The sequence below is a fragment of the Streptomyces sp. NPDC005728 genome (genome assembly GCF_040630895.1).
In the GTDB taxonomy this organism is placed as follows: Bacteria; Actinomycetota; Actinomycetes; order Streptomycetales; family Streptomycetaceae; genus Streptomyces.
The window spans coordinates 70,975-95,386 of record NZ_JBEXYL010000033.1; the positions used below are offsets into that span (position 1 = coordinate 70,975).

The window sequence follows — 24,412 nt, forward strand, 5'->3', positions numbered from 1 at the left end:
GCGCTACAAGGGGCGTGGGGCTGTATCTCTGTGAGGCTCCGCCGCGTGGGCGCGACAAACCCCCACGCACCCGCAGGCGCACACGAAATCAGCCCCTTGCCATGGGGTGCTCGGCCCACTCACCACCCGCGCGCGTGCCACTCCGGCAGCTGCGGGCGTTCCGCGCCCAGCGTGGTGTCGTTGCCGTGCCCGGGGTAGACCCAGGTCTCGTCGGGCAGCACGTCGAAGATCTTCGTCTCGACGTCGTGGATCAGGCTGGCGAACGCCTTCGGGTCCTTGCGCGTGTTGCCGACACCGCCCGGGAACAGGCAGTCCCCGGTGAACACGTGCGGGTGGCCGTGAGGGTCGTCGTAGACCAGTGCGATGGAGCCCGGAGTGTGCCCGACGAGATGGCGCGCCGTGAGTTCCACGCGCCCGACCTGGATGACGTCACCGTCGTCGACCAGGACGTCGGTGGGGACCGGGATGCCGGAGGCGTCCTCCCGGCCGGAGTAGGTACGGGCACCGGTGGCCGCGACCACCTCGGCGAGCGCCTGCCAGTGGTCGCCGTGCTGATGGGTGGTGACGACGGACGCGATGCCGTCGTCACCGATCATGCCCAGCAGGGTCTGCGCCTCGTTGGCGGCGTCGATCAGGAGTTGCTCGTCGGTGGCCCGGCAGCGCAGCAGATAGGCGTTGTTGTTCATCGGGCCGACCGCGATCTTGGTGATCATCAGGTCTTTCAGCTCATGCACGTCGGCCGGTCCGCCGACCCTGACCTCTCCGCTGTACATCATGGCGATCAGCCTATAGCGGGGGAGCGTCCGGCGGGCCGACGTCGCGCCAGGGCCTGTCCGGCGGATCGTGCCGGAATCGCGGGGCGTGGCACGCCCTCCCCCCAGAGGGGGTACCCGCAACCGCGTTGTCGCCGGTTGCCGACTCCCCCACGCTCGGCTGCGCTCGCGGGGGAGGGGGACCCCATGGCGTCGACTCCCTCCTCCGCCTTGCAGCTGGACGCACCACGCCCCGCTCACCTGTGGTCATGAGGCACCGTTGGCTGAAGCCGGCCTGATCCGCCGACAGGCCCTAGAGCGGCGGCAGTTGTGGAAGCATGCCGCCCGTCGCTGCCAATGCGGCCCCGTCGCGGCGTCCGGCGAGCCAGCCCAACAGATCCGCCGGCGAACCACTGACCGTGACCTCGGGCTCGGCCGCCTCGCGTCCCGTGCTCCACGCGCGCGTGCTGTCCGTGACGCGGGTCGCCGCGACGTCGGGGTGCCCGGAGAACCGCCGCGCCAGGAAGTCGATCTCCCGCTCCGTGAACTCCGCCGGAAGATCCTCCAGCTCGTAGCCGACCCCGAGGTCCACATGGTGGAGCTCGACCTCGACCCACCGTCGGAACGGCACCCGGGAGGCGGAGTCGGTGACCCCGTTGCGCAGCTCCACCGTGCGCGTCCAGTCCGCCGGAGCGGCCCCCGTCTCCTGGAAGCCGGCCGCGCTCTCGCGCACGTCGGCGAGCTGGACGTCCAGGGGACGCGGGGCGTCCCGCTCGATGTCGGCGTCCCGGGTCTCGGCGCTCGGGTACATGGGCCGGCCCTCGAGGACGTTCACGAGCGCGTCCGCGTTGCGGGCGAGGTGCGCGAGGACGTGGCCACGGGTCCAGCCGGGCAGGCGTGACGGCTCGGTGAGCGAGGCGTTGTCCAGTTTGGCGACAGCGGTGAGGAGCCGCTCGGTCGCGTCACGTACACAGTCCAGGTCATGAGCGTGATCAATCATGGGCCTGACCTTAATCCCGCCACACCTTCGGGTGAAGGTGGTGAACCCTGCCCGCAAATCGAATGCGCGTGCTATATCGTCGGGAGCGGCGTCGGGCATGCTGGATGGCCGGGGGTTGTTATGCAACTCGGGAATCCGACCGGCGTTGTCAGTGGCTCCCCCTAGTCTCGAAGAAGCACGGGGGCCCCGCCCCTGTCACTTCTCTCAAGAAAGGTGCGGACCGGCGTGGCCGACCGTCTCATCGTCCGTGGCGCGCGCGAGCACAACCTGAAGAATGTCTCGCTCGACCTGCCGCGTGACTCGCTCATCGTCTTCACGGGCCTGTCGGGGTCGGGCAAGTCCTCCCTGGCCTTCGACACGATCTTCGCCGAGGGCCAGCGGCGCTACGTGGAGTCGCTCTCCTCGTACGCCCGGCAGTTCCTCGGCCAGATGGACAAGCCGGACGTCGACTTCATCGAGGGTCTGTCCCCGGCTGTCTCCATCGACCAGAAGTCGACCTCGCGCAACCCGCGCTCGACGGTCGGCACCATCACCGAGGTCTACGACTACCTGCGTCTCCTCTTCGCGCGCATCGGCAAGCCCCACTGCCCGGAGTGCGGTCGCCCGATCTCGCGCCAGTCGCCGCAGGCCATCGTCGACAGGGTCCTGGAGCTGCCGGAGGGGAGCCGCTTCCAGGTGCTGTCGCCGCTGGTGCGCGAGCGCAAGGGCGAGTTCGTCGACCTCTTCGCGGACCTCCAGACCAAGGGCTACTCACGCGCGCGTGTGGACGGCGAGACCATCCAGCTCTCCGACCCGCCGACCCTGAAGAAGCAGGAGAAGCACACCATCGAGGTGGTCGTCGACCGCCTGACGGTGAAGGACACGGCCAAGCGCCGCCTCACCGACTCCGTGGAGACCGCCCTCGGCCTGTCCGGCGGCATGGTCGTGCTCGACTTCGTGGACCTCCCCGAGGGCGACCCCGAGCGCGAGCGCATGTACTCGGAGCACCTGTACTGCCCGTACGACGACCTGTCCTTCGAGGAGCTGGAGCCCCGTTCCTTCTCCTTCAACTCGCCCTTCGGTGCGTGCCCCGAGTGCACCGGCATCGGCACGCGTATGGAGGTCGACCCGGAGCTGATCGTCCCGGACGAGGACAAGTCCCTGGACGAGGGCGCCATCCACCCCTGGTCGCACGGACACACCAAGGACTACTTCGGCCGCCTGATCGGTGCCCTCGCGGACGCGCTGGGATTCAGGACGGACATTCCCTTCGCGGGCCTGCCGCAGCGTGCCCGGAAGGCCCTGCTCTACGGCCACAAGACGCAGATCGAGGTCCGGTACCGCAACCGGTACGGCCGCGAGCGCGTGTACACCACCCCCTTCGAGGGCGCCGTCCCCTTCATCAAGCGCCGGCACGGTGAAGCCGAGAGCGACGCCAGTCGCGAGCGCTTCGAGGGCTACATGCGTGAGGTGCCCTGCCCCTCCTGTGAGGGCACGCGCCTGAAGCCGATCGTCCTCGCGGTCACGATCATGGAGAAGTCGATCGCCGAGGTCTCGGGGATGTCGATCAGCGACTGCGCTGACTTCCTGGGCGAGCTGAAGCTGAACGCCCGCGACAAGAAGATCGCCGAGCGCGTTTTGAAGGAGGTCAACGAGCGGCTGCGCTTCCTGGTCGACGTCGGCCTCGATTACCTCTCCCTCAACCGTGCCGCCGGCACCCTTTCCGGCGGCGAGGCGCAGCGCATCCGCCTGGCCACCCAGATCGGCTCCGGCCTCGTCGGCGTCCTGTACGTCCTGGACGAGCCGTCCATCGGCCTGCACCAGCGCGACAACCATCGACTGATCGAGACCCTGGTCCGGCTGCGTGACATGGGTAACACGCTCATCGTCGTGGAGCACGACGAGGACACGATCAAGGTCGCCGACTGGATCGTCGACATCGGTCCCGGCGCGGGCGAGCACGGCGGCAAGGTGGTGCACAGCGGCCATCTGAAGGAGCTGCTCGCCAACACCGAGTCGCAGACCGGCCAGTACCTCTCGGGCCGCAAGTCCATTCCGCTCCCGGACGTACGACGGCCCCTCGACCCGTCCCGGCAGCTGACCGTGCACGGTGCCCGTGAGAACAACCTGCAGGACATCGACGTGTCCTTCCCGCTTGGCGTGTTCACGGCCGTCACGGGGGTGTCCGGATCCGGCAAGTCGACGCTGGTCAACGACATCCTCTACACGCACCTGGCCCGTGAGCTGAACGGCGCGCGCAGCGTCCCGGGACGGCACACGCGCGTGGACGGAGACGACCTCGTCGACAAGGTCGTCCACGTCGATCAGTCGCCCATCGGCCGCACCCCGCGATCGAACCCGGCGACGTACACCGGTGTCTTCGACCACGTCCGCAAGTTGTTCGCCGAGACGACCGAGGCGAAGGTCCGCGGCTATCTGCCCGGGCGTTTCTCCTTCAACGTCAAGGGCGGCCGCTGCGAGAACTGCGCGGGCGACGGCACCATCAAGATCGAGATGAACTTCCTCCCGGACGTCTACGTCCCGTGCGAGGTCTGCCACGGCGCCCGGTACAACCGGGAGACCCTGGAGGTTCACTACAAGGGCAAGTCCATCGCCGACGTCCTGAACATGCCGATCGAGGAGGCGACCGACTTCTTCGAGGCCGTTCCGGCCATCTCCCGGCACCTGCGGACGCTGAAGGACGTCGGCCTCGGATATGTCCGGCTCGGCCAGTCCGCGACCACCCTCTCCGGCGGTGAGGCGCAGCGCGTGAAGCTCGCCAGCGAGCTGCAGAAGCGCTCCACCGGACGCACGGTCTACGTCCTGGACGAGCCGACCACCGGTCTGCACTTCGAGGACATCAGCAAGCTGCTGAAGGTCCTCGCCGGCCTGGTCGACAAGGGCAACACGGTCATCGTCATCGAGCACAACCTCGACGTGGTCAAGACCGCGGACTGGATCGTCGACATGGGGCCGGAGGGTGGCGCCGGCGGTGGCCTGGTGGTCGCCGAGGGCACACCCGAAGAGGTCGCCGGCGTTCCGGACAGCCACACCGGCAAGTTCCTGCGCGAGATCCTCGGCGCCGACCGCATCAGTGACGCGGAGCCGGTGAAGGCACCGCGCGGCACGGCGGCCAAGAAGACGGCCGCGGCCAGGTCGACGTCGAAGAAGACGGTGACGGCCAAGGCCAACAACACGGCGACCAAGAAGGCCGCCGCAGCCACGAAGAAGACGGCACCGGCGAAGAAGACGACGCGGGCCCGCAAGGCCTGAGGTCGGTTCGGGACATGCCCTGACACATCATCAAAGCTCCGACACGACATCAAAAATACGGCGCCCCGCGGGAACTCCCCGCGGGGCGCCGCTCGTTCCACCATCAGCCACCCTGGCCCTGCGGTGCGACAGACACGACCGGCCGCACGGACTGCAGGTCCAGCTGCACCTTGACAACATCACCGAGGACTCGGACGTCCTCCGCGGTCGGCTTACAGCTCGCCCAGCTCGGCCGCGTACGGAGGCTCCGCCCCCGCGCGTGAGCAGGTGATCGCTGCCGCGCGCGCCGCCAACCGCAGCAGCCGCTGCCAGCCGTCCGCGCCCAGAGCGGCGAGCGCCTCCGGCGTCAGCGCGTCCTGAGCGGACAAGCCGTGCAGCAGGGCCGCGTTCACCGTGTCACCGGCTCCGATGGTGTCCACGACCTCGACCTTCTCACCGGGTACGGAGTACTCGGCGCCCTCCCGGGTGTGCGCGGTGAGGCCGTCACCGCCGCGGGTGACCACGACGGCCGCCGGTCCCGCGGCCAGCCACTCGCGTGGGGTGCCACCCAGCCACTCGGCGTCCTCCGCGGAGAGCTTCAGCAGCGTCACCGAGGGCAGCCAGCTCTTGAAACGCGCCCGGTAGGCATCGGCGTCCGGGATGAGTCCGGCTCGGATGTTGGGATCGAGGGCGGTGAACAGGCCCTGTGCGGCCGCGGTCCGCATCAGCTCCTCGTAGGCGCTCGCCCCGGGTTCCAGGACGAGCGAGCAGGTACCGAAGGACACCGCGCGTGTACCCGCGGGGAGACCGGCAGGGGTGCTGAAGATGCGGTCGGCGGTGCCGTCGACGTAGAAGGAGTAGGCGGCCGAGCCGCCGGCGTCGATGGTGGCCACCGCGAGGGTGGTCGGCTCGGGGCCGCGTTGCACGCCGGACACGTCCACCCCGGCCCGGCGCAGCCCGTCGAGCAGGGCCTCGCCGAAGGCGTCGTACGACGTGCGGGAGCAGAAGGCGGTCGGGGAGCCTAGGCGGCCGAGGGCCACGGCGGTGTTGTACGGGCCGCCGCCGAGCGCCGGCTTCAGGTCCGCCAGGGCACCCGGGCCGTGCGGTACCAGGTCGATCAGTGCCTCACCGGCGACGACGATCACGAGGCGGTTCCCTTCTCGGACAGTGCGGAAAGCGCAGACGACGTGGAGGGTGCGGATGATTCGGTCTGCCCGCCGGGCCCGGCCGGCCAGGGGACTCCGGCCCCGTCCCGGTCCTCCGGGCACCCGCAGGAGGTGCGGTGGACGAAGGCGCAGGGCAGCCGTACGGTCCGGGCCGGCCGGTCGGGCGTGGCCAACCGGTCCAGGAGCACCCGGACGGCCTGGGCGCCGATCTCCCTGCTGGGCTGGGCGATGGCGGTGAGCCGGGGCGAGAACAGGTCGGCCCAGGCGAAGTCGTCGAAGCAGCACAGGGCGATGTCGTCCGGTACCACCAGCCCCTGGCGGCGCAGGGTGCGCAGGGCACCGATGGTCATGGCGTTGTTGGCGGTGACCAGCGCCGTGGGCGGAGAGGGGAGGGAGAGCAGGACGTTCGTGGCCCGCTCGGCGCCGGACGACTCCGAGTTGCCGGACACCACGAGGTCGTCGTCCAGAGAAAGGCCGGCGGCGCCGAGGGCCTGCTGGTAGCCCGTGATCCGCTCGCTGGTGGTGCTGAGTCCGGGCAGGCCCGCGACCAGGCCGATTCGGCGATGGCCGAGCCCGGCGAGGTGGGCGACGAGCCGGGCCATCGGCTCGGCGCTCTCGGCGCAGACCTGATCGAAGCTACCCGGGTCGAGGCGAGCTTGATCAGCTCCCGGACCGTCCGTGGCAGAGGCGCCGGTCGGGAGGACCCGGTCCAGGAACACCGTCGGCACGGCGTGGCGGCTGAGGTAGGCGACGAGGTCGTCCGGGCGTGCGGACGGGGCGACGATCATGCCGTCCACCCGGCGCTCGTGGAGGAGCTGGACGACCTTCCGCTCGTGCGCGGGGTCGTCGTGCGGGTCGGCGATGAGCAGGCTGTAGCCCGCGTCCACGGCGGCGGCCTCGACGCCCTGAAGGATCTCCGTGAAGTACGGGTTGCTGATCGCCGACACCGCGAGGCCGATGGAGCGGGTGCGGGAGGTCACCAGGGAGCGGGCGAGGGTGTTGGGCGTGTAGTCGAGGGCGTCCATGGCGTCCAGTACGGCCTGGCGGGTGTGGGGCAGCACCGGACGCGTGCCGTTGAGCACGTGGGAGACGGTTGCCACGGAGACACCGGCACTCCGGGCCACGTCCGCCATGGTGGGCATCGCGCTTCCCCTTTCCTGAGCCGCCGAGCCGGTCACGTCGCCGAGCCGGTCACGTAGCCAAACCACTGAGTCGCTGCGCCGCTGAACGCCGGGAAGGTATCCCATCCACCACCCTCGCGTAAACGCTTACGCAATCGATTACGCACCGACACCGCCCACCTCCTCGCTCACCTCCCGTCCCCGTTGCCCGGCCCCCCTCCTGCCCTGCCCCGCCCCCGCTCCGAAGCCGGCCGTTCTGCCCGGGTATCGTCGGCCTGCACGCCCTCTGACCAGTGGAGACCTGATGCCCGCCCGATCGGCCCGCCCGTCCACGAGTCGTCGTACCGTCCTTCGAGGAGCCGCCGTGGCCCCGGTCGCCGGGCTCGGGCTGGCCGCCTGCTCGGCTCCGGGAGGCACCACGGCCGACGCGACCCCGACCGCACCGGTCGACCTCGGCGCCGAGAGCGAGGTCGCGAAGGGCGGCGCCCAGCTCTACCGCGACCACAACGTCGTGGTCAGCCGGGACGGGAGCGGGGCCCTCAAGGCCTACAGCACCATCTGCACGCACGCGGGGTGCCCCATCAACAAGCTCCAGGGGACGACCCTGATCTGCCCCTGCCACGGGAGCCAGTTCGACGCTGTGACGGGCAAGGTGGTCCAGGCGCCGGCCACGGAGCCGTTGAACGAGCTGCCGGTGAAGACGTCGAACGGCAGGATCATCGCCGGTCCGGGCGCCTGACCTGCGCGCACGGCCGAACGACGGTCAGGCGCTCACTCGCGGACACCCCTCACGCCCACTCCTCTCCTGCCGGGCCCGGCAGGCCGTGTCCCCGTCACCCCCAGTCCCAGGCGATCCCGACCACGCCCGGCCGTATCCGGGGCTCGACCACGTGGACGCTGTGGTGCGGTCCGCTGACCGCCAGCTCGTGGCGGCCGCTGCGGGGGGCCGCGGGCGAGTGCTGGGCGAAGCGCTGGCAGTGCGTCGGCAGTGCGGCCCGGTCGAAGCGCACCTGGAGCGCGTACTGGCCGCCCGGGAAGCCGAACCGGTGCACGTACTCGTGCGAGACCCCGGCCGTGCCGTCCTCGATGCCGTAGCGGAAGAGGAAGGTGTCGCCGGCGCGCAGTCGGGTGCCGAAGAGGAGTTCGGTCACCAGCACGCCGGTGTCCTGGTCCCAACGGGCGCGCCCCGTGCGGCAGTTCTCCAGAGCGTGCACCGTCATGTCGCGCGGTCGGCAGCCGGGGTCGCCGTGGTGGACGGCGACGAAGCGGTCGACGCCGTCGCGGTGGGCCCGCACGATGTGGTGGGACTCGCGGCCCGCCAGTTCGCGGTGGGCTCCGATCCGGACGCGTTCGTGATGGCCGAGGGTGTGCAGCCCGCCGTCGAGGGACCAGCCCAGGCCGGTCTGGAGCCGGTTCAGGACGTCGGAGGCCTCGACCAGGGAGCGGTAGGAGCGGGCCGAGGGGCGGCCGTGGGAGGCGGGCTCGCCGGCCTGGACGAGCAGCCGGATCAGGGACTCGTCGGGCAGCTGGAGGATCTCCTCCAGGGCTCGTACGGCCCGCAGTGACTCGGGACGCTGCGGGCGGCGGGCGCCCTGCTGCCAGTAACTGAGGCTGGTGACCCCGACCTTGACCCCGTGACGCGACAGATGGTGCTGCACGCGCTGGAGCGGCAGTCCGCGGGCGGCGATCGCGGCGCGCAGCGCCACGTGGAAGGGGCCGCCCCGCAGGGCCGTGTCCAGTTCCGCGGTGGGGACGTCCGCGTGCTCGGTGGCGTGCCGCATGCACAGGGGCCTTTCTATGAGGTGTCACGACGGCTGGTCGGACCGTCGGCGCAGGTGTGCGGGGCCACCCCCGTGGGCGCAGGGGCGCCCGTGTCTGCGCATGCCGCGTCCGTTCGTCGGCGTGCACGGCCCCGAGTTCCCCCGCATTGAAGCGTGTTGACAAGACCCCGACAACACCTCGGGCCCGGTCAGGGTGTACTCCCGGCCGAGCCGCGACCCCCGCACCTGCGGGCCGGGGCCCGGACGGTCCGCGGGACGGCCCGCCGAGGTGCCCCGGCGGGCGGCTCCACAGGGTGCAGCATGGCCGGAATGCTGCCCTCAGGGGCCGTGCGGCCCTGACCGCGCCGACCTGCGCCGGACGGCGGGCCGCGCCGGTGGGCGTTGTCCACAGGCCCGACGCGGTGTCGGTGCTCGCCAGTAGGGTGTGAGACATGGCCGACCCCTCCAGCTACCGCCCCAGGCCGGGTGAGATCCCGGACTCCCCGGGGGTGTACAGGTTCCGTGACGAGCACCGCCGGGTGATCTACGTCGGAAAGGCGAAGAGCCTGCGCCAGCGCCTGGCGAACTACTTCCAGGACCTGGCGAACCTGCACCCGCGCACCCGGACGATGGTGACCACCGCCGCGTCCGTGGAGTGGACCGTGGTGTCCACGGAGGTCGAGGCACTGCAGCTGGAGTACTCCTGGATCAAGGAGTACGACCCCCGGTTCAACGTCAAGTACCGCGACGACAAGAGCTACCCGTACCTCGCGGTGACGATGAACGAGGAGTTCCCGCGCGTGCAGGTGATGCGCGGTCACAAGAAGAAGGGCGTCAGGTACTTCGGCCCTTACGGCCATGCGTGGGCCATCCGGGACACCGTCGACCTGCTGCTGCGGGTCTTCCCGGTGCGCACCTGCTCGGCCGGCGTCTTCAAGAACGCCGCCCGCACCGGCCGCCCCTGTCTGCTCGGCTACATCGGCAAGTGCTCCGCCCCCTGCGTCGGCCGCGTCACCCCGGAGGACCACCGGGACCTGGCCGAGGAGTTCTGCGACTTCGTGGCGGGCCGGACCGGCACCTACCTCCGCCGTCTGGAGAAGCAGATGACGGAGGCGGCCGAGGAGATGGAGTACGAGCGGGCCGCCCGCCTGCGCGACGACATCGAGGCCCTGAAGAAGGCCATGGAGAAGAACGCGGTCGTGCTCGCCGACGCGACCGACGCCGACCTCATCGCCGTCGCGGAGGACGAGCTGGAGGCGGCCGTCCAGATCTTCCACGTGCGCGGCGGCCGGGTGCGCGGGCAGCGCGGCTGGGTGACCGACAAGGTCGAGGAGGTCACCACCGCCGCCCTCGTCGAGCACGCCCTGCAGCAGCTGTACGGCGAGGAGACGGGGGACGCCGTCCCCAAGGAGGTCCTCGTCCCGGCCCTGCCCGAGCCGGTCGAGCCGGTCCAGGAGTGGCTGACAGGCCGCCGCGGGTCGAACGTCTCGCTGCGCATCCCGCAGCGCGGCGACAAGAAGGCGCTGATGGAGACCGTGCAGCGCAACGCCCAGCAGGCCCTCGCCCTGCACAAGACCAAGCGCGCCTCCGACCTGACCACGCGCTCGCGGGCGCTGGAGGAGATCGCGGAGGCCCTCGACCTGGACAGCGCCCCGCTGCGGGTCGAGTGCTACGACATCTCGCACCTGCAGGGTGACGACGTGGTCGCCTCCATGGTCGTCTTCGAGGACGGCCTGCAGCGCAAGAGCGAGTACCGACGCTTCCAGATCAAGGGCTTCGCGGGTCAGGACGACGTCCGCTCCATGCATGAGGTGATCACCCGCCGCTTCCGGCGCTACCTGGCCGAGAAGGAGAGGACGGGCGAGTGGACGGACGGCGAGGCCGGCCTCGCCGACGGTGAGAGCGTCCTCGTCGACGGCGATCCCCTCACCGGGGCCCTCAAGGACGACGACGGCCGCCCCAGGAAGTTCGCCTACCCGCCCCAGCTCGTCGTGGTCGACGGCGGGCAGCCGCAGGTCGCGGCGGCCCGGCGGGCGCTGGACGAGCTGGGCATCGACGACATTGCCGTGTGCGGCCTTGCCAAGCGCCTGGAGGAAGTCTGGGTGCCCGGTGAGGACGACCCGGTGGTCCTGCCCCGCTCCAGCGAGGGCCTCTATCTGCTCCAGCGTGTCCGCGACGAGGCCCACCGCTTCGCGATCACCTACCAGCGCACCAAGCGCGCCAAGCGTTTCCGCGCCGGCCCCCTGGACGACGTGCCCGGTCTGGGCGAGACCCGTAAACAGGCGCTCATCAAGCATTTCGGCTCGGTGAAGAAGCTGCGGTCCGCCACAATCGAGCAGATCCAGGAGGTGCCCGGCATAGGTCGGAAGACGGCCGAGACCATCGCCGTGGCCCTCGCCCGGGCGGCTCCGGCCGCACCCGCCGTGAACACGGCGACCGGAGAGATCATTGAGGACGAGGAACCCGATACGACGGGGGGTTCCTCGGGGGAGCCCGTGACCGCGGGCCTCCCGGACGAACGACGGGGGCAGGAGACATGAACGAGCACGACGCACAGCCCACAGCGGACCGAGAACAGGCGGTCGCGGGGGAGCCGCAGCAGGCGGCTGAGGAAAACGGAGCACAGGTGAGTACCGACGTCACACCGGCCGGGGCCCCCGAAGAGGCGGCCATCCCCGAGCTGGTGATCATCTCCGGCATGTCCGGAGCGGGCCGGTCGACGGCCGCGAAGTGTCTGGAGGACCTCGGCTGGTTCGTCGTGGACAACCTCCCGCCGGCCCTGATCCCCACCATGGTGGAGCTGGGCGCCCGGTCCCAGGGCAACGTGGCGCGGATCGCGGTCGTCGTCGACGTACGCGGCCGGCGTTTCTTCGACAACCTGCGCGAATCCCTCGCCGACCTCGACACCCGGAGCGTGACCCGGCGGATCGTCTTCCTGGAGTCCTCCGACGAGGCCCTGGTGCGCCGCTTCGAGTCGGTGCGCCGCCCGCACCCGCTCCAGGGCGACGGACGCATCGTCGACGGCATCGCCGCAGAGCGGGAGCTGCTGCGCGAGCTGCGCGGCGACGCCGATCTGGTGATCGACACCTCCAGCCTCAACGTGCACGAGCTGCGCGCCAAGATGGACGCCCAGTTCGCGGGCGACGAGGAGCCCGAGCTGCGGGCCACCGTGATGTCCTTCGGCTTCAAGTACGGCCTGCCGGTCGACGCCGACCTGGTCGCGGACATGCGGTTCCTGCCCAACCCGCACTGGGTCCCGGAGCTGCGCCCCTTCACCGGCCTCAACGAAGAGGTGTCCGCCTACGTCTTCAACCAGCCCGGGGCCAAGGAGTTCCTCGACCGGTACGCCGAGCTGCTGCGGCTGATCGCGACCGGGTACCGGCGCGAGGGCAAGCGCTATGTGACGATCGCCATCGGCTGCACCGGCGGCAAGCACCGCTCGGTCGCGGTGTCGGAGAAGCTCGCCGCGCGCCTCGCGGCCGAGGGCGTGGAGACGGTGGTCGTACACCGGGACATGGGACGGGAATGACGGAACGTACACCGCGGCTGAGCAGACTGCGCCGGGTGGTGCCGGAGGGCCGTTCGAGCCGTGCCGCGGCCGAGGCAAGGGCGGCCCGCCCCGCCGAGGCCCGCGGCGGCCGGGTCCGCCGGCGCGGCGCCCAGCCCAAGGTCGTCGCCCTCGGCGGCGGCATGGGCCTGTCCGCCTCGCTCGCCGCGCTGCGCCGGATCACCGGCGACCTCACCGCCGTCGTCACCGTGGCGGACGACGGCGGTTCCAGCGGGCGCCTGCGCGACGAGCTGGGCGTGCTGCCGCCCGGCGACCTCCGCAAGGCGCTGGCCGCGCTGTGCGGCGACGACGACTGGGGCCAGACCTGGGCCCGGGTCATCCAGCACCGCTTCCAGTCCCAGGGCGAGATGCACGGCCACGCGGTCGGCAACCTGCTGATCGTGGCCCTGTGGGAGCAGCTCGGCGACCACGTCCAGGCCTTGGACCTGGTCGGCAAGCTGCTCGGTGCGCACGGGCGCGTGCTGCCCATGTCCGCCGTACCGCTGGAGCTTCAGGCCCTGGTCAAGGGGCACGACCCGGAGCGCCCGGACGACGTCGACACGGTGCGCGGGCAGGCGACGGTCGCCCTCACGCCCGGCGAGGTGCAGTCCGTGCACCTCGTGCCGAACGACCCGCCCGCCGTCCCCGAGGCCGTCGCCGCGGTCCTGGACGCGGACTGGGTGGTGCTCGGCCCCGGATCCTGGTTCTCCTCGGTGATACCGCACCTGCTCGTCCCGGAGCTGCTGGACGCCCTCACCGAGACCAAGGCGCGCAAGGTCCTGTCCCTGAACCTCGCCCCGCAGCCCGGAGAAACCGAGGGCTTCTCCCCGCAGCGTCATTTGGAGGTTTTGGGGCGACACGCCCCTAAACTCGCCCTGGACGTGGTGCTGGCCGACGAGGCCGCGGTGCCCGACCGCGACTCGCTCACCGAGGCCGGCAAGCGGCTGGGGGCCGCGGTCGAGCTGGCGCCGGTGGCCCGGACCGACGGCAGCCCCCGGCACGACCCGGAGCTGCTGGCCGCCGCGTACGACCGTATTTTTCGGATGCATGGAAGGATCGGCCCATGGCGATGACGGCAGCGGTGAAGGACGAGATCTCCCGGCTCCCCGTCACCCGGACCTGCTGCAGGAAGGCGGAGGTCTCCGCCATTCTGCGGTTCGCCGGCGGCCTTCACCTGGTGAGCGGGCGCATCGTGATCGAGGCGGAGCTGGACACCGCCATGGCGGCCCGTCGGCTCAAGCGGGACATCCTGGAGATCTTCGGTCACAGCTCGGAACTGATCGTGATGGCGCCCGGCGGACTGCGCCGTGGCTCGCGCTACGTGGTGCGCGTGGTCGCGGGCGGCGACCAGCTGGCCCGCCAGACCGGCCTCGTCGACGGCCGGGGCCGCCCGATCCGCGGCCTGCCCCCGCAGGTGGTCTCCGGGGCCACCTGTGACGCGGAGGCGGCCTGGCGCGGGGCCTTCCTGGCACACGGTTCGCTGACCGAGCCCGGCCGCTCCTCCTCCCTGGAGGTGACGTGCCCGGGTCCGGAGGCCGCGCTCGCGCTGGTCGGCGCCGCCCGCAGGCTCTCCATCGCCGCGAAGGCCCGCGAGGTGCGCGGGGTGGACCGGGTGGTCGTGCGCGACGGTGACGCGATCGGCGCCCTGCTCACCCGGCTCGGTGCGCACGAGTCCGTGCTGGCCTGGGAGGAGCGCCGGATGCGGCGCGAGGTGCGGGCCACCGCCAACCGGCTCGCCAACTTCGACGACGCCAACCTGCGCCGCTCGGCCCGCGCCGCCGTGGCCGCCGGTGCCCGCGTCCAGCGGGCTCTGGAGATCCTCGCCGAGGAGGTGCCCGAGCACCTCGCGGCCGCCGGCCGGCTGCGCATGGAGCACAAGCAGGCCTCCCTGGAGGAGCTGGGCGCGCTCGCCGACCCGCCGCTGACCAAGGACGCGGTCGCGGGCCGTATCCGCCGCCTGCTGGCGATGGCCGACAAGCGCGCCGCCGACCTGGGCATCCCGGGCACGGAGGCCAACCTCTCGGAGGAGCTGGCCGACAACCTCGTCGGCTGATCCGAAGCCCCGTCAATTCGCCGGTGCCGACGCCCGTTCGGGTGATCGGCACCGGCGTTTGCGTGTCCGTGAGGCGCTCTTGACTCGATCATGGAGTGACATGAGCCTGGCAACCTGTTCGCCGCTGTGGCGGACCACCGGTAGGGGGGTTCATGAGACACAGAGCGAGATCGATCCTCGCTGTCGGCACGCTTCTGATCGGAGGAGCGAGCCTTGCACCCATCGCCCAGGCCCAGAGCGGAAGTCCCTCCCCGTCCGACCCCGACGAGGTCAAGGTCTTCCGAGCCGACGTCACCCAGCAGCAGATTCCCCTGCTCCTCAAGGCCGGACAGGACGGCCATGAACTCGGCGAGCAGGTGGCCGGGAAGGGGAAGACCAAGGTCGAGGTCTACCTCACCGACCAGCAGGCGAAGAAGCTCGAGCAGCAGGGCGTCGACCTCACCGAGCACACCCTCTCGGCCAGGGCCGAGGCGCGCGTCCAGGACGCCTCCCAGAGCGTGTTCCGTCCGTACGGCGGAAGCGGAGGCCTGGAACAGGAGATCGTCCGGACCGGGCAGGCCCACCCCGATCTCACCAAGGTCGAGTCAATCGGCAAGACGATCAACGGCCAGGACATCCTCGCGCTCAAACTGACCAAGAACGCGAAGAAGTCGAAGGACGGCTCGAAACCCTCCGTGCTGTACATGTCCAACCAGCACGCGCGTGAGTGGATCACACCGGAGATGACCCGGCGTCTGATGCACTACTACCTGGACAACTACAAGACCGACAAGCGCATCAAGAAGATCGTCGACTCGACCGAGCTGTGGTTCGTCCTCTCGGCCAACCCCGACGGCTACGACTACACGTTCAAGGACTCCACCACCCGCCTGTGGCGCAAGAACCTCCGGGACGTCAACGGCGACGGCGTCATCAGCGCGGGCGACGGCGTCGACCTCAACCGCAACTTCCCCTACAAGTGGGGCTACGACGACGAGGGTTCGTCCCCGAACCCCACCAGCCAGACCTACCGCGGCGCGAGCCCCGAGTCCGAGCCCGAGACCAAGGCGCTCGACGGCTTCGAGAAGCGCATCGGTTTCAGGTACAGCATCAACTACCACTCCGCCGCCGAACTCCTCCTGTACGGCGTCGGCTGGCAGGTGGCCACCCCCACCCCGGACGACGTGCTCTACAAGGCGCTCGCGGGCACCCCCGACAACCCGGCCATCCCCGGCTACCGCTCGCAGATCTCCTCGGAGCTGTACACCACCAACGGCGAGGCGGACGGCCATGCCTCGAACGTCAACGGCATAGCGATGTTCACCCCCGAGATGTCGACCTGCCAGACCGCGTCGAACATCGACCCGAACGACGCCTGGAACCCAGCCGACTGCCAGTCGGTGTTCAACTTCCCCGACGACGAGAAGCTGATCCGGCAGGAGTTCGAGAAGAACGTCCCGTTCGCGCTCTCCGTCGCCGAGACCGCCGGCCACCCCGACCGACCGGTCTCCTCGGTCGGCCTGAGCGCCCCCGACTTCACCCCGGCCGCGTTCTCCACGTCGTACGCGCGCGGCGCGGACCAGGAGGTCTCGGTCGTCGTACGGAAGTCCGTGCGCGACAAGGAGCTGAAGTACCGCGTCAACGGCGGCCGTACGTGGGACCAGACGCTCAGGCACTGGAAGGGCGGCGAGACCTACGGGGGCGAGGACGACCTCTACTTCGACGAGTACCGGGCGAAGGTCCAGGACGGCGAACCGGGCGACAAGGTCGAGGTGTGGTTCACCGGTGAGACCAAGAACGGCAGGAAGGTCTCCAGCTCGCACTTCACCTACACCGTCGCCGAGCGGCCCCGGGCGGACACCCTCGTGGTCGCCGAGGAGGGCGCGGCCGCCACGCAGGCCCAGAAGTACGTGGACGCGCTGAAGGCGAGCGGCCACAGGGCGATCGTCTGGGACGTCGCCACCCAGGGCGCGCCCGACGCGCTCGGCGTGCTGGGGCACTTCAGGACGGTCGTGCACTACTCCGGTGCCGGCGGACCGGCCAACGCCACCCAGCTCCAGCTGCGCGCCTACCTCAACGAGGGCGGACGGCTGATCGAGGCCGGCGAACTGGCCGGCGGCAGCGTCGACCTCGGCGACGGCACCCTCTCGGACGACTTCAGCCAGTACTACCTGGGTGCCTACAGCCGTACGTCGACCAAGGGAGCCTCCGGCTTCACCGGCTCCGGCAGCCTCGACGGCTACACCGGCGCCCTCGGTGACGCGCCCGGCAACCCGCTGGAGAAGGCGGGCACCTACGGCGTCACCTCGGACGAGCTGTCCGCCGACGCATATCCGCAGTTCAAGAGCGCGGGCGCGGGCCGGTTCGCCGGGACCGTCAGCCCGTACGGCCCGTACTCCGGCTCCTACATGGCCGCGGCCCTGCACACCGACGACGCCTACAAGCGCCTGACCCGCACCGTCGACCTCACCGGTGTCACCGCCGCCGACCGGCCGACGCTGAGCACCCGGCTGCTGTGGGACACCGAACCCGGCTACGACCACGCGGTCGTCGAGGCCCACACCGTGGGCGCCGACGACTGGACGACCCTCCCGGAGACCGGCGGGGCCACGAGGACGGCTGTGCCGGCCGAGTGCGGCGCCGGGTTCCTGATCGGCGAGCACCCCTGGCTGAAGCACTACCTGACGCTCGAGGGCAACGCCTGTACCGCGACCGGCACCAGCGGCTCGTGGAACAGCCTCACCGGCAGCTCCGGCGGCTGGCAGCAGGTGGGCTTCGACCTGAGCGCGTACGCCGGCAAGTCCGTCGAGGTCTCGATCGGCTACATCACCGACCCGGGCAGCGGCGGGCACGGCGTCCTCGCCGACGACGCCTCGCTCGTCGTCGGCGGCGCGGCGAAGGAGACCGAGGGCTTCGAGACGTCCCTGGGTGCCTGGAAGGTGGCCGGACCGCCTGCCGGCAGCCCGGCCGTCCTGAAGGACTGGACGCGCACCGGAACGCTCTTCCAGACGTACGGAGCGGTCACCACCGACAGGACCGTGCTGCTCGGCTTCGGTCTGGAACAGGTGCCGTCGGCGGCCGACCGAGTGGCCCTGTTGAGGAAGGCGTTCGCCTCTCTTGACGGGTGAGCGCAGGCCCCACTCGACAGGTGAGCGGGACCCTCTCTCAACGGTGCGCGAAAGCGTCACCCCTCAGGTGAGCCGACCCGCTCACGAACGAGTGAAAAGAGCGCCAACGGGCGGCGGCATTACGTAACAAAGACCCGCGAAACGACCGTCGATCCGAGGTGGTCCGTACCCTACTGGCCGGTACGGACCGCCTGCCCGTGTATGCGGCATCTCGATGTCACTGCGGGGGCCTCAGAGAGGTAGGGTCGGGGGTGGTCGGGGACATCCCAAATACAGCTCGCCGGCACCGCATGGCCGGCGTACCAACGAGGAGATCGGTTCGTGACGATCCGCGTAGGCATCAACGGCTTCGGCCGTATCGGGCGTAACTACTTCCGCGCACTGCTGGAGCAGGGTGCCGACATCGAGGTTGTGGCTGTCAACGACCTGGGTGACACCGCGACCACCGCTCACCTGCTGAAGTACGACACGATCCTGGGCCGCCTCAAGCAGGAGGTCACCCACACCGCCGACACCATCACCGTCGACGGCCACACCATCAAGGTGCTCTCCGAGCGCAACCCGGCCGACATCCCCTGGGGCGAGCTGGGCGTCGACATCGTCATCGAGTCGACCGGCATCTTCACCAAGAAGGTAGACGCCGCGAAGCACATCGCCGGTGGCGCGAAGAAGGTCCTCATCTCGGCCCCGGCCAAGGACGAGGACATCACCATCGTGATGGGCGTCAACCAGGACAAGTACGACGCGGCCAACCACCACGTCATCTCCAACGCCTCCTGCACCACCAACTGTGTGGCGCCGATGGCGAAGGTCCTGGACGAGAACTTCGGCATCGTCAAGGGTCTGATGACCACGGTGCACGCGTACACGAACGACCAGCGCATCCTGGACTTCCCGCACACGGACCTGCGCCGCGCCCGTGCCGCCGCCGAGAACATCATCCCGACGACCACCGGTGCCGCCAAGGCAACCGCCCTGGTCCTGCCGCAGCTCAAGGGCAAGCTGGACGGCATCGCCATGCGCGTCCCGGTCCCGACCGGCTCGGTCACCGACCTGGTCGTCGAGCTCGGCCGAGAGGTCACCAAGGAAGAGGTCAACGCCGCCTTCCAGAAGGCCGCCGAGGGCGAGCTGAAGGGCCTCCTCGACTACACCGAGGACCCGATCGTCTCCTCCGACATCGTCAACGCCCCGGCGTCCTGCACCTTCGACTCCTCCCTGACCATGGTCCAGGAGGGCAAGAACGTGAAGGTCATCGGCTGGTACGACAACGAGTGGGGCTACTCCAACCGCCTCGTGGACCTGACGGTCTTCGTCGGCAACCAGCTCTGATCGCCCGCAGCGGGCAGTCGATGCGTTAAAGCAGGGCTCGGGCAGCGCACCGTCGCGCTGTCCGAGCCCTTACGCGCGTACAGGCCGACCCGGCCGACCTGCGAAGATCAGGCCCCGTAGGATCAAAGAGCCCTCCTCAGGAGTCCCCTCCCATGAAGACCATCGACGAACTTCTCACCGCGGGTGTGGACGGCAAGCGGGTCTTCGTCCGCGCCGACCTCAACGTTCCGCTCGCCGACGGCGTCATCACCGACGACGGCCGCATCCGCGCCGTCCTGCGTACCGTCAAGGCCCTCGCCGAGGCGGGCGCCAAGGTGGTCGTCGCCTCGCACCTGGGCCGCCCCAAGGGCGCTGCGGACCCCGCCTTCTCGCTGCTGCCCGCCGCCGAGCGGCTCGGTGAACTCCTCGGCGCGCCGGTCGCGTTCGCCCAGGACACTGTCGGCCCCGCCGCCCACGACGCCGTGAACGGCCTCCAGCCCGGCCAGGTCGCGGTCATCGAGAACCTGCGCTTCAACCCCGGCGAGACCTCCAAGGACGACACCGAGCGCGGCGAGTTCGCCGACCGGCTCGCGGCCCTCGCCGACGTCTACGTCGGTGACGGCTTCGGCGCCGTGCACCGCAAGCACGCCTCCGTGTACGACCTCCCGGCCCGCCTGCCGCACTACGCCGGCTACCTGATCGCCACCGAGGTCGGCGTCCTGAAGAAGCTCACCGCGGACGTCAAGCGCCCCTACGTCGTCGCGCTCGGCGGCGCCAAGGTCTCCGACAAGCTCGCCGTCATCGACGAGCTGCTCGGCAAGGCCGACCGGCTGCTCATCGGCGGCGGCATGGCCTACACCTTCCTCAAGGCCAAGGGCTACGAGGTCGGCATCTCCCTCCTGCAGGAGGACCAGGTCCCGGCCGTCACCGAGTACATGGAGCGTGCGGAGAAGCAGGGCGTCGAGCTGCTGCTCCCCGTCGACGTCGTGGTCTCCCGGGAATTCCCGGACCTGAAGGCCAAGGCTCCCACCGAGAACACCGTGGTCGACGCGGACAAGATCCCCGCCGACCAGGAGGGGCTGGACATCGGCCCCAGGACCCGAGAGCTGTACGCCTCGAAGCTCGCCGACGCCGAGACCGTCTTCTGGAACGGTCCCATGGGCGTCTTCGAGCACCCCGACTACGCCGAGGGCACCAAGGCGGTCGCCCAGGCCCTCCTCGACTCGCCGGGCTTCACGGTCGTCGGCGGCGGTGACTCCGCCGCCGCCGTGCGCACGCTCGGCTTCGACGAGAACGCATTCGGCCACATCTCGACCGGTGGCGGCGCCTCCCTCGAATACCTCGAGGGCAAGACGCTCCCCGGCCTCGCCGCACTGGAGGACTGACCTAGATGAGCACGCGCACGCCGCTGATGGCGGGCAACTGGAAGATGAACCTCAACCACCTCGAGGCCATCGCGCACGTCCAGAAGCTCGCCTTCGCCCTGGCCGACAAGGACTACGAGGCCGTCGAGGTCGCCGTCCTGCCGCCCTTCACCGACCTGCGCTCCGTGCAGACCCTGGTCGACGGCGACAAGCTCAAGATCAAGTACGGCGCCCAGGACATCTCGGCGCACGACTCCGGCGCGTACACCGGCGAGATCTCCGGTCCGATGCTGGCCAAGCTGAAGTGCTCGTTCGTGGCGATCGGTCACTCCGAGCGCCGCCAGTACCACAACGAGACCGACGAGCTGGTCAACGCCAAGGTCAAGGCCGCCTACAAGCACGGCCTCACCCCGATCCTGTGCGTCGGCGAGGAGCTGGACGTCCGCGAGGCGGGCAACCACGTCACCCACACCCTCACCCAGATCGAGGGCGGTCTGAAGGACCTCCCGGCCGAGCAGGCCGAGTCGATCGTGATCGCCTACGAGCCCGTCTGGGCCATCGGCACCGGCAAGGTCTGCGGCGCCGAGGACGCCCAGGAGGTCTGCGCGGCCATCCGCGGCAAGCTCGCCGAGCTGTACACACAGGAGGTGGCCGACAAGGTCCGCATCCAGTACGGCGGCTCCGTGAAGTCCGGCAACGTCGCGGAGATCATGGCGCAGGCCGACATCGACGGAGCCCTGGTCGGGGGCGCCTCGCTGGACGCCGACGAGTTCGTCAAGATCGTGCGCTTCCGCGACCAGTGAGTATGCGCTAGACGCGATCCGTCGTACCCTTGCGGGGGCACAGCCGTGGTGCTGTGTCCCCGTCGTCCATCCGAATCCGAGGAAGTTGGTCCAGCCGTGGTTTTGGGGTTCTCGATCGCCCTGATCGTCTTCAGCCTGCTGATGATGCTGCTGGTGCTGATGCACAAGGGGAAGGGCGGCGGTCTCTCCGACATGTTCGGTGGCGGTATGCAGTCGTCCGTCGGCGGCTCCTCGGTCGCCGAGCGCAACCTCGACCGCATCACCATCGTGATCGGTCTGCTGTGGTTCGCGTGCATCGTCGTCCTCGGCATCCTCATGAAGACGAACAACTGATCGCCGTCTCACAAGCACATACATTCCGTACGTAAGGCCCCATGTTCGGTACGCGCTCGTGAGCGCGGCCTATCATGGGGCTTGCGTCTAGGTGTGCGGGCTGTAACTCCAATCACTGGACGCGCGTTGGGCCTTACGTAGACTGAGGCGCTCGCAACGAAGCGAAACGCCGACTCGCTTCGCGGCACCATCACGCAGGGAGTTACGACCGTGGCAAGTGGCAACGCGATCCGAGGAAGCCGGGTCGGGGCGGGGCCGATGGGCGAGGCCGAGCGTGGCGAGTCCGCGCCGCGTCTGCGCATCTCCTTCTGGTGCTCCAACGGGCATGAGACGCAGCCGAGCTTCGCCAGCGACGCGCAGGTTCCCGACACCTGGGACTGCCCGCGCTGCGGCTTCCCGGCCGGCCAGGACCGGGACAACCCGCCGGACCCGCCGCGCACCGAGCCGTACAAGACGCACCTCGCGTACGTACGGGAGCGGCGCAGCGACGCGGACGGCGAGGCGATCCTCGCCGAGGCGCTCGCGAAACTGCGCGGCGAGATCTAGGACTTGTCATCGGCCGGGTGCCCCAGGGCGCCTGGCCGAAGCCGTTCCTTCCCTCGCCTCCGGCCGACTGTCAGTGGCACCCCCTACGGTTTTCGTGAAGGCGAGAACCGCGAGGGGGAGTTGTGGCGGCGGTCGGGACGGCGGAGCCAGGTGTGCCCGCGTGGCGCGGGGGATTCGGACGGCTGTGGGGTGCCGCGGTGCTCTCCAGCTTCGGTGACGCGCTGCGTACGGCCGCGCTGCCCCTGCTGGCTGCCTCGCTGACCGACGAACCCCTGCTCATCGCCTCGGTCACCGCCTGCGGCTATCTGCCCTGGATCGCCTTCGGGCTGCTCGGTGGCGCCGTCGCCGACCGGGTGGACCAGCGGCGGGCCATGTGGACCGTGGACGCGGTACGGGGCCTGCTGGTCGCGGGGTTCGCGGTCGTCGTCGGGCTGGGCCACGCCTCGATCGGCCTGCTGATCCTGCTGGCCTTCACCTTGACCGCGCTTCAGACGCTGTTCGACAACGCGTCGACGGCCCTGCTGCCCGCCCTGGTGGACGCCGAGGCCCTCGGCAGCGCGAACGCCCGGCTGATGACCGGGCAGCGGATCGCCGGCGGTCTGCTCGGCGGGCCTGCCGTGCCGCTGCTGATCGCCGCCGGAGCGGCCCTCCCCTTCGCCGTGGACGCGGTCACGTTCCTGGTGGCGGCCGCCCTGGTCGTGTCCCTCCCGGCCACGCGGCCCCGGCGGGCGGCCGACCCCGGGGGCAGCACTCTGCGCCGGGAGATCACGGACGGACTGCGCACGCTGTGGGGCGACAGCCCCCTGCGCGGACTCTGTGCCGCCACCGCCCTGTGCAACATCGGCATGGGCGCACTGCTCGCCACCCTGGTCGTCCTGGTGACCGGATGGCTGGGCGCGGGACCCGCGGGATTCGCGGCGGCGGGCACTGCCGTCACGCTCGGCAGCCTGGCCGGAGGGCTGGTGAACGGCCGGCTGGTGCACCGCCTCGGCCGGACGGGTGCCGTCCTGCTCGCCGGCACGGTGCAGACCGGGGCGCTCGTCGTCATGGGCACCGTGCGCAGCCTGGCCGTGCTGGTGGGGGCGCTCGCCGTCTTCGGGCTCATGGGCATGGTGTGGAACGTGAACACGACGACCCTCATGCAGCAGCGCAGCCCCGCCGCACTGCTCGGCCGGGTCGCTGCGGCCTTCCGGACCCTGGCCTACGCCGGAGTGCCCCTGGGCGCCCTGCTGGGCGGTGCCGTCGCGACCGCCTGGGGCCTCAACACGCCGCCGCTGCTCACGGCCGCGTTCTTCGTCCTCGCGGTCACCGCGCTGATACCTGCGCGCAAGCCGGACGTACCTGTTGTTGCCCCGGAGGAGGGCTCCACAAGAGCTCCTGGAACCCGCTGATCAACTAGGTTGGAACCGGCAGCGGGGCAAGGTACGCAACAGGACAGGTCGCAGGAAAGAAGGCTGAAGTCGGAAATGAACGCAGACGGCCGTACCAGGCTCAACCAGACGCCCGAGTGGACCGCTCTCGCCAAGCACCGGGAGGAGCTGGCCGACACCCATCTGCGGGACCTGTTCGCCGCCGATCCGGGTCGCGGCGCCGGGTACACCCTGCAGGTCGGTGACCTGCACATCGACTACTCGAAGCACCTGGTCGGCGATGAGACACTGCGGCTGCTGCGCGAGCTGGCCGCCGCGACGGACGTCTTCGGCCTGCGGGACGCGATGTTCCGCGGCGAGAAGATCAACGTCACCGAGGACCGGGCGGTGCTGCACACCGCGCTGCGCGCCCCGCGGGACGCGGTGATCGAGGTCGACGGCGAGAACGTCGTCCCGGCCGTGCACGCCGTGCTGGACAAGATGGGCGACTTCGCGGAGCGCGTCCGTTCGGGGCAGTGGACGGGGCACACCGGCAGGCGCATCAAGAACGTGATCAACATCGGCATCGGCGGCTCCGACCTGGGACCCGCGATGGCCTACGAGGTGCTGCGCAGCTTCACCGACCGCGATCTCACCGTCCGCTTCGTCTCGAACGTGGACGGCGCCGACCTGCACGAGGCCACCCGTGACCTGGACCCGGCCGAGACGCTGTTCATCATCGCCTCCAAGACCTTCACCACCATCGAGACGATCACCAACGCCACTTCGGCCCGCACATGGCTGCTGGACGCGCTCGGTGCCGAGTCCGCGGTGGCCAAGCACTTCGTGGCGCTGTCGACCAACGCAGAGAAGGTCGCCGGGTTCGGCATCGACCCGGACAACATGTTCGAGTTCTGGGACTGGGTCGGCGGACGGTACTCGTACGACTCCGCGATCGGTCTGTCGCTGATG

The 24,412-nt window shown here is 70.2% G+C and carries 18 protein-coding genes and 1 pseudogene; 14 read left to right on the forward strand and 5 right to left on the reverse strand.

Going from position 1 to position 24,412, the window contains the following annotated elements; translation table 11 throughout:
- Positions 1-119 precede the first annotated feature (119 nt).
- Both ABZ471_RS22950 and ABZ471_RS22955 read right to left on the reverse strand, forming a co-directional pair.
- On the reverse strand, positions 120-776 hold the full coding sequence (locus ABZ471_RS22950) for an MBL fold metallo-hydrolase (RefSeq protein WP_359068644.1): 657 nt from the start codon (positions 774-776) through the stop codon (positions 120-122).
- A 289-nt stretch (positions 777-1,065) separates the two neighbouring features.
- Positions 1,066-1,752: a maleylpyruvate isomerase family mycothiol-dependent enzyme gene (locus ABZ471_RS22955; RefSeq protein ID WP_359068645.1), complete on the reverse strand. Its 687-nt coding sequence runs from the start codon at positions 1,750-1,752 to the stop codon at positions 1,066-1,068.
- Positions 1,753-1,977: 225 nt separating this feature from the next.
- Between ABZ471_RS22955 and uvrA the strand changes: the two genes are divergently transcribed.
- Positions 1,978-5,004 carry an excinuclease ABC subunit UvrA gene (gene uvrA, locus ABZ471_RS22960; protein WP_359068646.1) on the forward strand — a complete coding sequence of 1,009 codons (3,027 nt, stop codon included), beginning with the start codon at positions 1,978-1,980 and terminating at the stop codon, positions 5,002-5,004.
- A 212-nt stretch (positions 5,005-5,216) separates the two neighbouring features.
- Here uvrA and ABZ471_RS22965 read toward each other — a convergent pair whose 3' ends face one another.
- Positions 5,217-6,128, reverse strand: a complete 912-nt coding sequence (locus ABZ471_RS22965; RefSeq protein WP_359068647.1) for a carbohydrate kinase — start codon at positions 6,126-6,128, stop codon at positions 5,217-5,219.
- Entirely contained in the window at positions 6,125-7,291 is a 1,167-nt protein-coding gene (locus tag ABZ471_RS22970) for a LacI family DNA-binding transcriptional regulator (protein ID WP_359068648.1), read from the reverse strand. The genes ABZ471_RS22965 and ABZ471_RS22970 overlap by 4 nt, the downstream gene beginning before the upstream one ends.
- Before the next feature lie 283 nt (positions 7,292-7,574).
- On the opposite strand from ABZ471_RS22970, the gene ABZ471_RS22975 reads away from it, so the two are divergent.
- Positions 7,575-8,009 carry a Rieske (2Fe-2S) protein gene (locus ABZ471_RS22975; RefSeq protein WP_359068649.1) on the forward strand — a complete coding sequence of 145 codons (435 nt, stop codon included), beginning with the start codon at positions 7,575-7,577 and terminating at the stop codon, positions 8,007-8,009.
- Between the two features lie 94 nt (positions 8,010-8,103).
- On the opposite strand, the gene ABZ471_RS22980 is transcribed toward ABZ471_RS22975, so the two are convergent.
- Positions 8,104-9,051, reverse strand: a complete 948-nt coding sequence (locus ABZ471_RS22980; RefSeq protein ID WP_359068650.1) for a hypothetical protein — start codon at positions 9,049-9,051, stop codon at positions 8,104-8,106.
- A 431-nt stretch (positions 9,052-9,482) separates the two neighbouring features.
- Here ABZ471_RS22980 and uvrC point away from each other — a divergent pair, with 431 nt between their 5' ends.
- From uvrC to ABZ471_RS23040, 12 genes and pseudogenes are all read left to right on the forward strand, one after another.
- The gene (gene uvrC, locus ABZ471_RS22985) at positions 9,483-11,570 is read left to right on the forward strand and encodes an excinuclease ABC subunit UvrC (RefSeq protein WP_359068651.1); all 2,088 of its coding nucleotides are present in this window, start codon (positions 9,483-9,485) and stop codon (positions 11,568-11,570) included.
- Entirely contained in the window at positions 11,567-12,559 is a 993-nt protein-coding gene (gene rapZ / locus ABZ471_RS22990) for an RNase adapter RapZ (RefSeq protein WP_359068652.1), read from the forward strand. The genes uvrC and rapZ overlap by 4 nt, the downstream gene beginning before the upstream one ends.
- Positions 12,556-13,650 (forward strand): uridine diphosphate-N-acetylglucosamine-binding protein YvcK, encoded by a 1,095-nt coding sequence (yvcK, locus tag ABZ471_RS22995; protein ID WP_359068653.1) that lies wholly within the window; start codon positions 12,556-12,558, stop codon positions 13,648-13,650. Before rapZ ends, yvcK begins: the two co-directional genes overlap by 4 nt.
- Positions 13,641-14,630 (forward strand): DNA-binding protein WhiA, encoded by a 990-nt coding sequence (gene whiA / locus ABZ471_RS23000; protein ID WP_359068654.1) that lies wholly within the window; start codon positions 13,641-13,643, stop codon positions 14,628-14,630. Before yvcK ends, whiA begins: the two co-directional genes overlap by 10 nt.
- A gap of 152 nt (positions 14,631-14,782) precedes the next feature.
- Positions 14,783-17,737, forward strand: a complete 2,955-nt coding sequence (locus tag ABZ471_RS23005; protein WP_359068655.1) for a M14 family zinc carboxypeptidase — start codon at positions 14,783-14,785, stop codon at positions 17,735-17,737.
- Between the two features lie 321 nt (positions 17,738-18,058).
- Positions 18,059-19,066, forward strand: coding sequence for a type I glyceraldehyde-3-phosphate dehydrogenase (gene gap, locus ABZ471_RS23010; protein ID WP_359068656.1), 1,008 nt, complete (start codon positions 18,059-18,061; stop codon positions 19,064-19,066).
- A 152-nt stretch (positions 19,067-19,218) separates the two neighbouring features.
- Positions 19,219-20,430 carry a phosphoglycerate kinase gene (locus tag ABZ471_RS23015; RefSeq protein ID WP_359068657.1) on the forward strand — a complete coding sequence of 404 codons (1,212 nt, stop codon included), beginning with the start codon at positions 19,219-19,221 and terminating at the stop codon, positions 20,428-20,430.
- A gap of 5 nt (positions 20,431-20,435) precedes the next feature.
- Positions 20,436-21,212, forward strand: coding sequence for a triose-phosphate isomerase (gene tpiA, locus ABZ471_RS23020; protein WP_359068658.1), 777 nt, complete (start codon positions 20,436-20,438; stop codon positions 21,210-21,212).
- 96 nt (positions 21,213-21,308) lie between these two features.
- Positions 21,309-21,545: a preprotein translocase subunit SecG gene (secG, locus tag ABZ471_RS23025; RefSeq protein ID WP_359068659.1), complete on the forward strand. Its 237-nt coding sequence runs from the start codon at positions 21,309-21,311 to the stop codon at positions 21,543-21,545.
- A gap of 210 nt (positions 21,546-21,755) precedes the next feature.
- Positions 21,756-22,091, forward strand: coding sequence for an RNA polymerase-binding protein RbpA (locus ABZ471_RS23030; protein WP_003957010.1), 336 nt, complete (start codon positions 21,756-21,758; stop codon positions 22,089-22,091).
- Between the two features lie 152 nt (positions 22,092-22,243).
- Positions 22,244-23,482 carry an MFS transporter gene (locus tag ABZ471_RS23035; RefSeq protein WP_359068660.1) on the forward strand — a complete coding sequence of 413 codons (1,239 nt, stop codon included), beginning with the start codon at positions 22,244-22,246 and terminating at the stop codon, positions 23,480-23,482.
- Positions 23,483-23,557: 75 nt separating this feature from the next.
- Positions 23,558-24,412: pseudogene (locus ABZ471_RS23040) on the forward strand (glucose-6-phosphate isomerase); the annotation flags it as partial.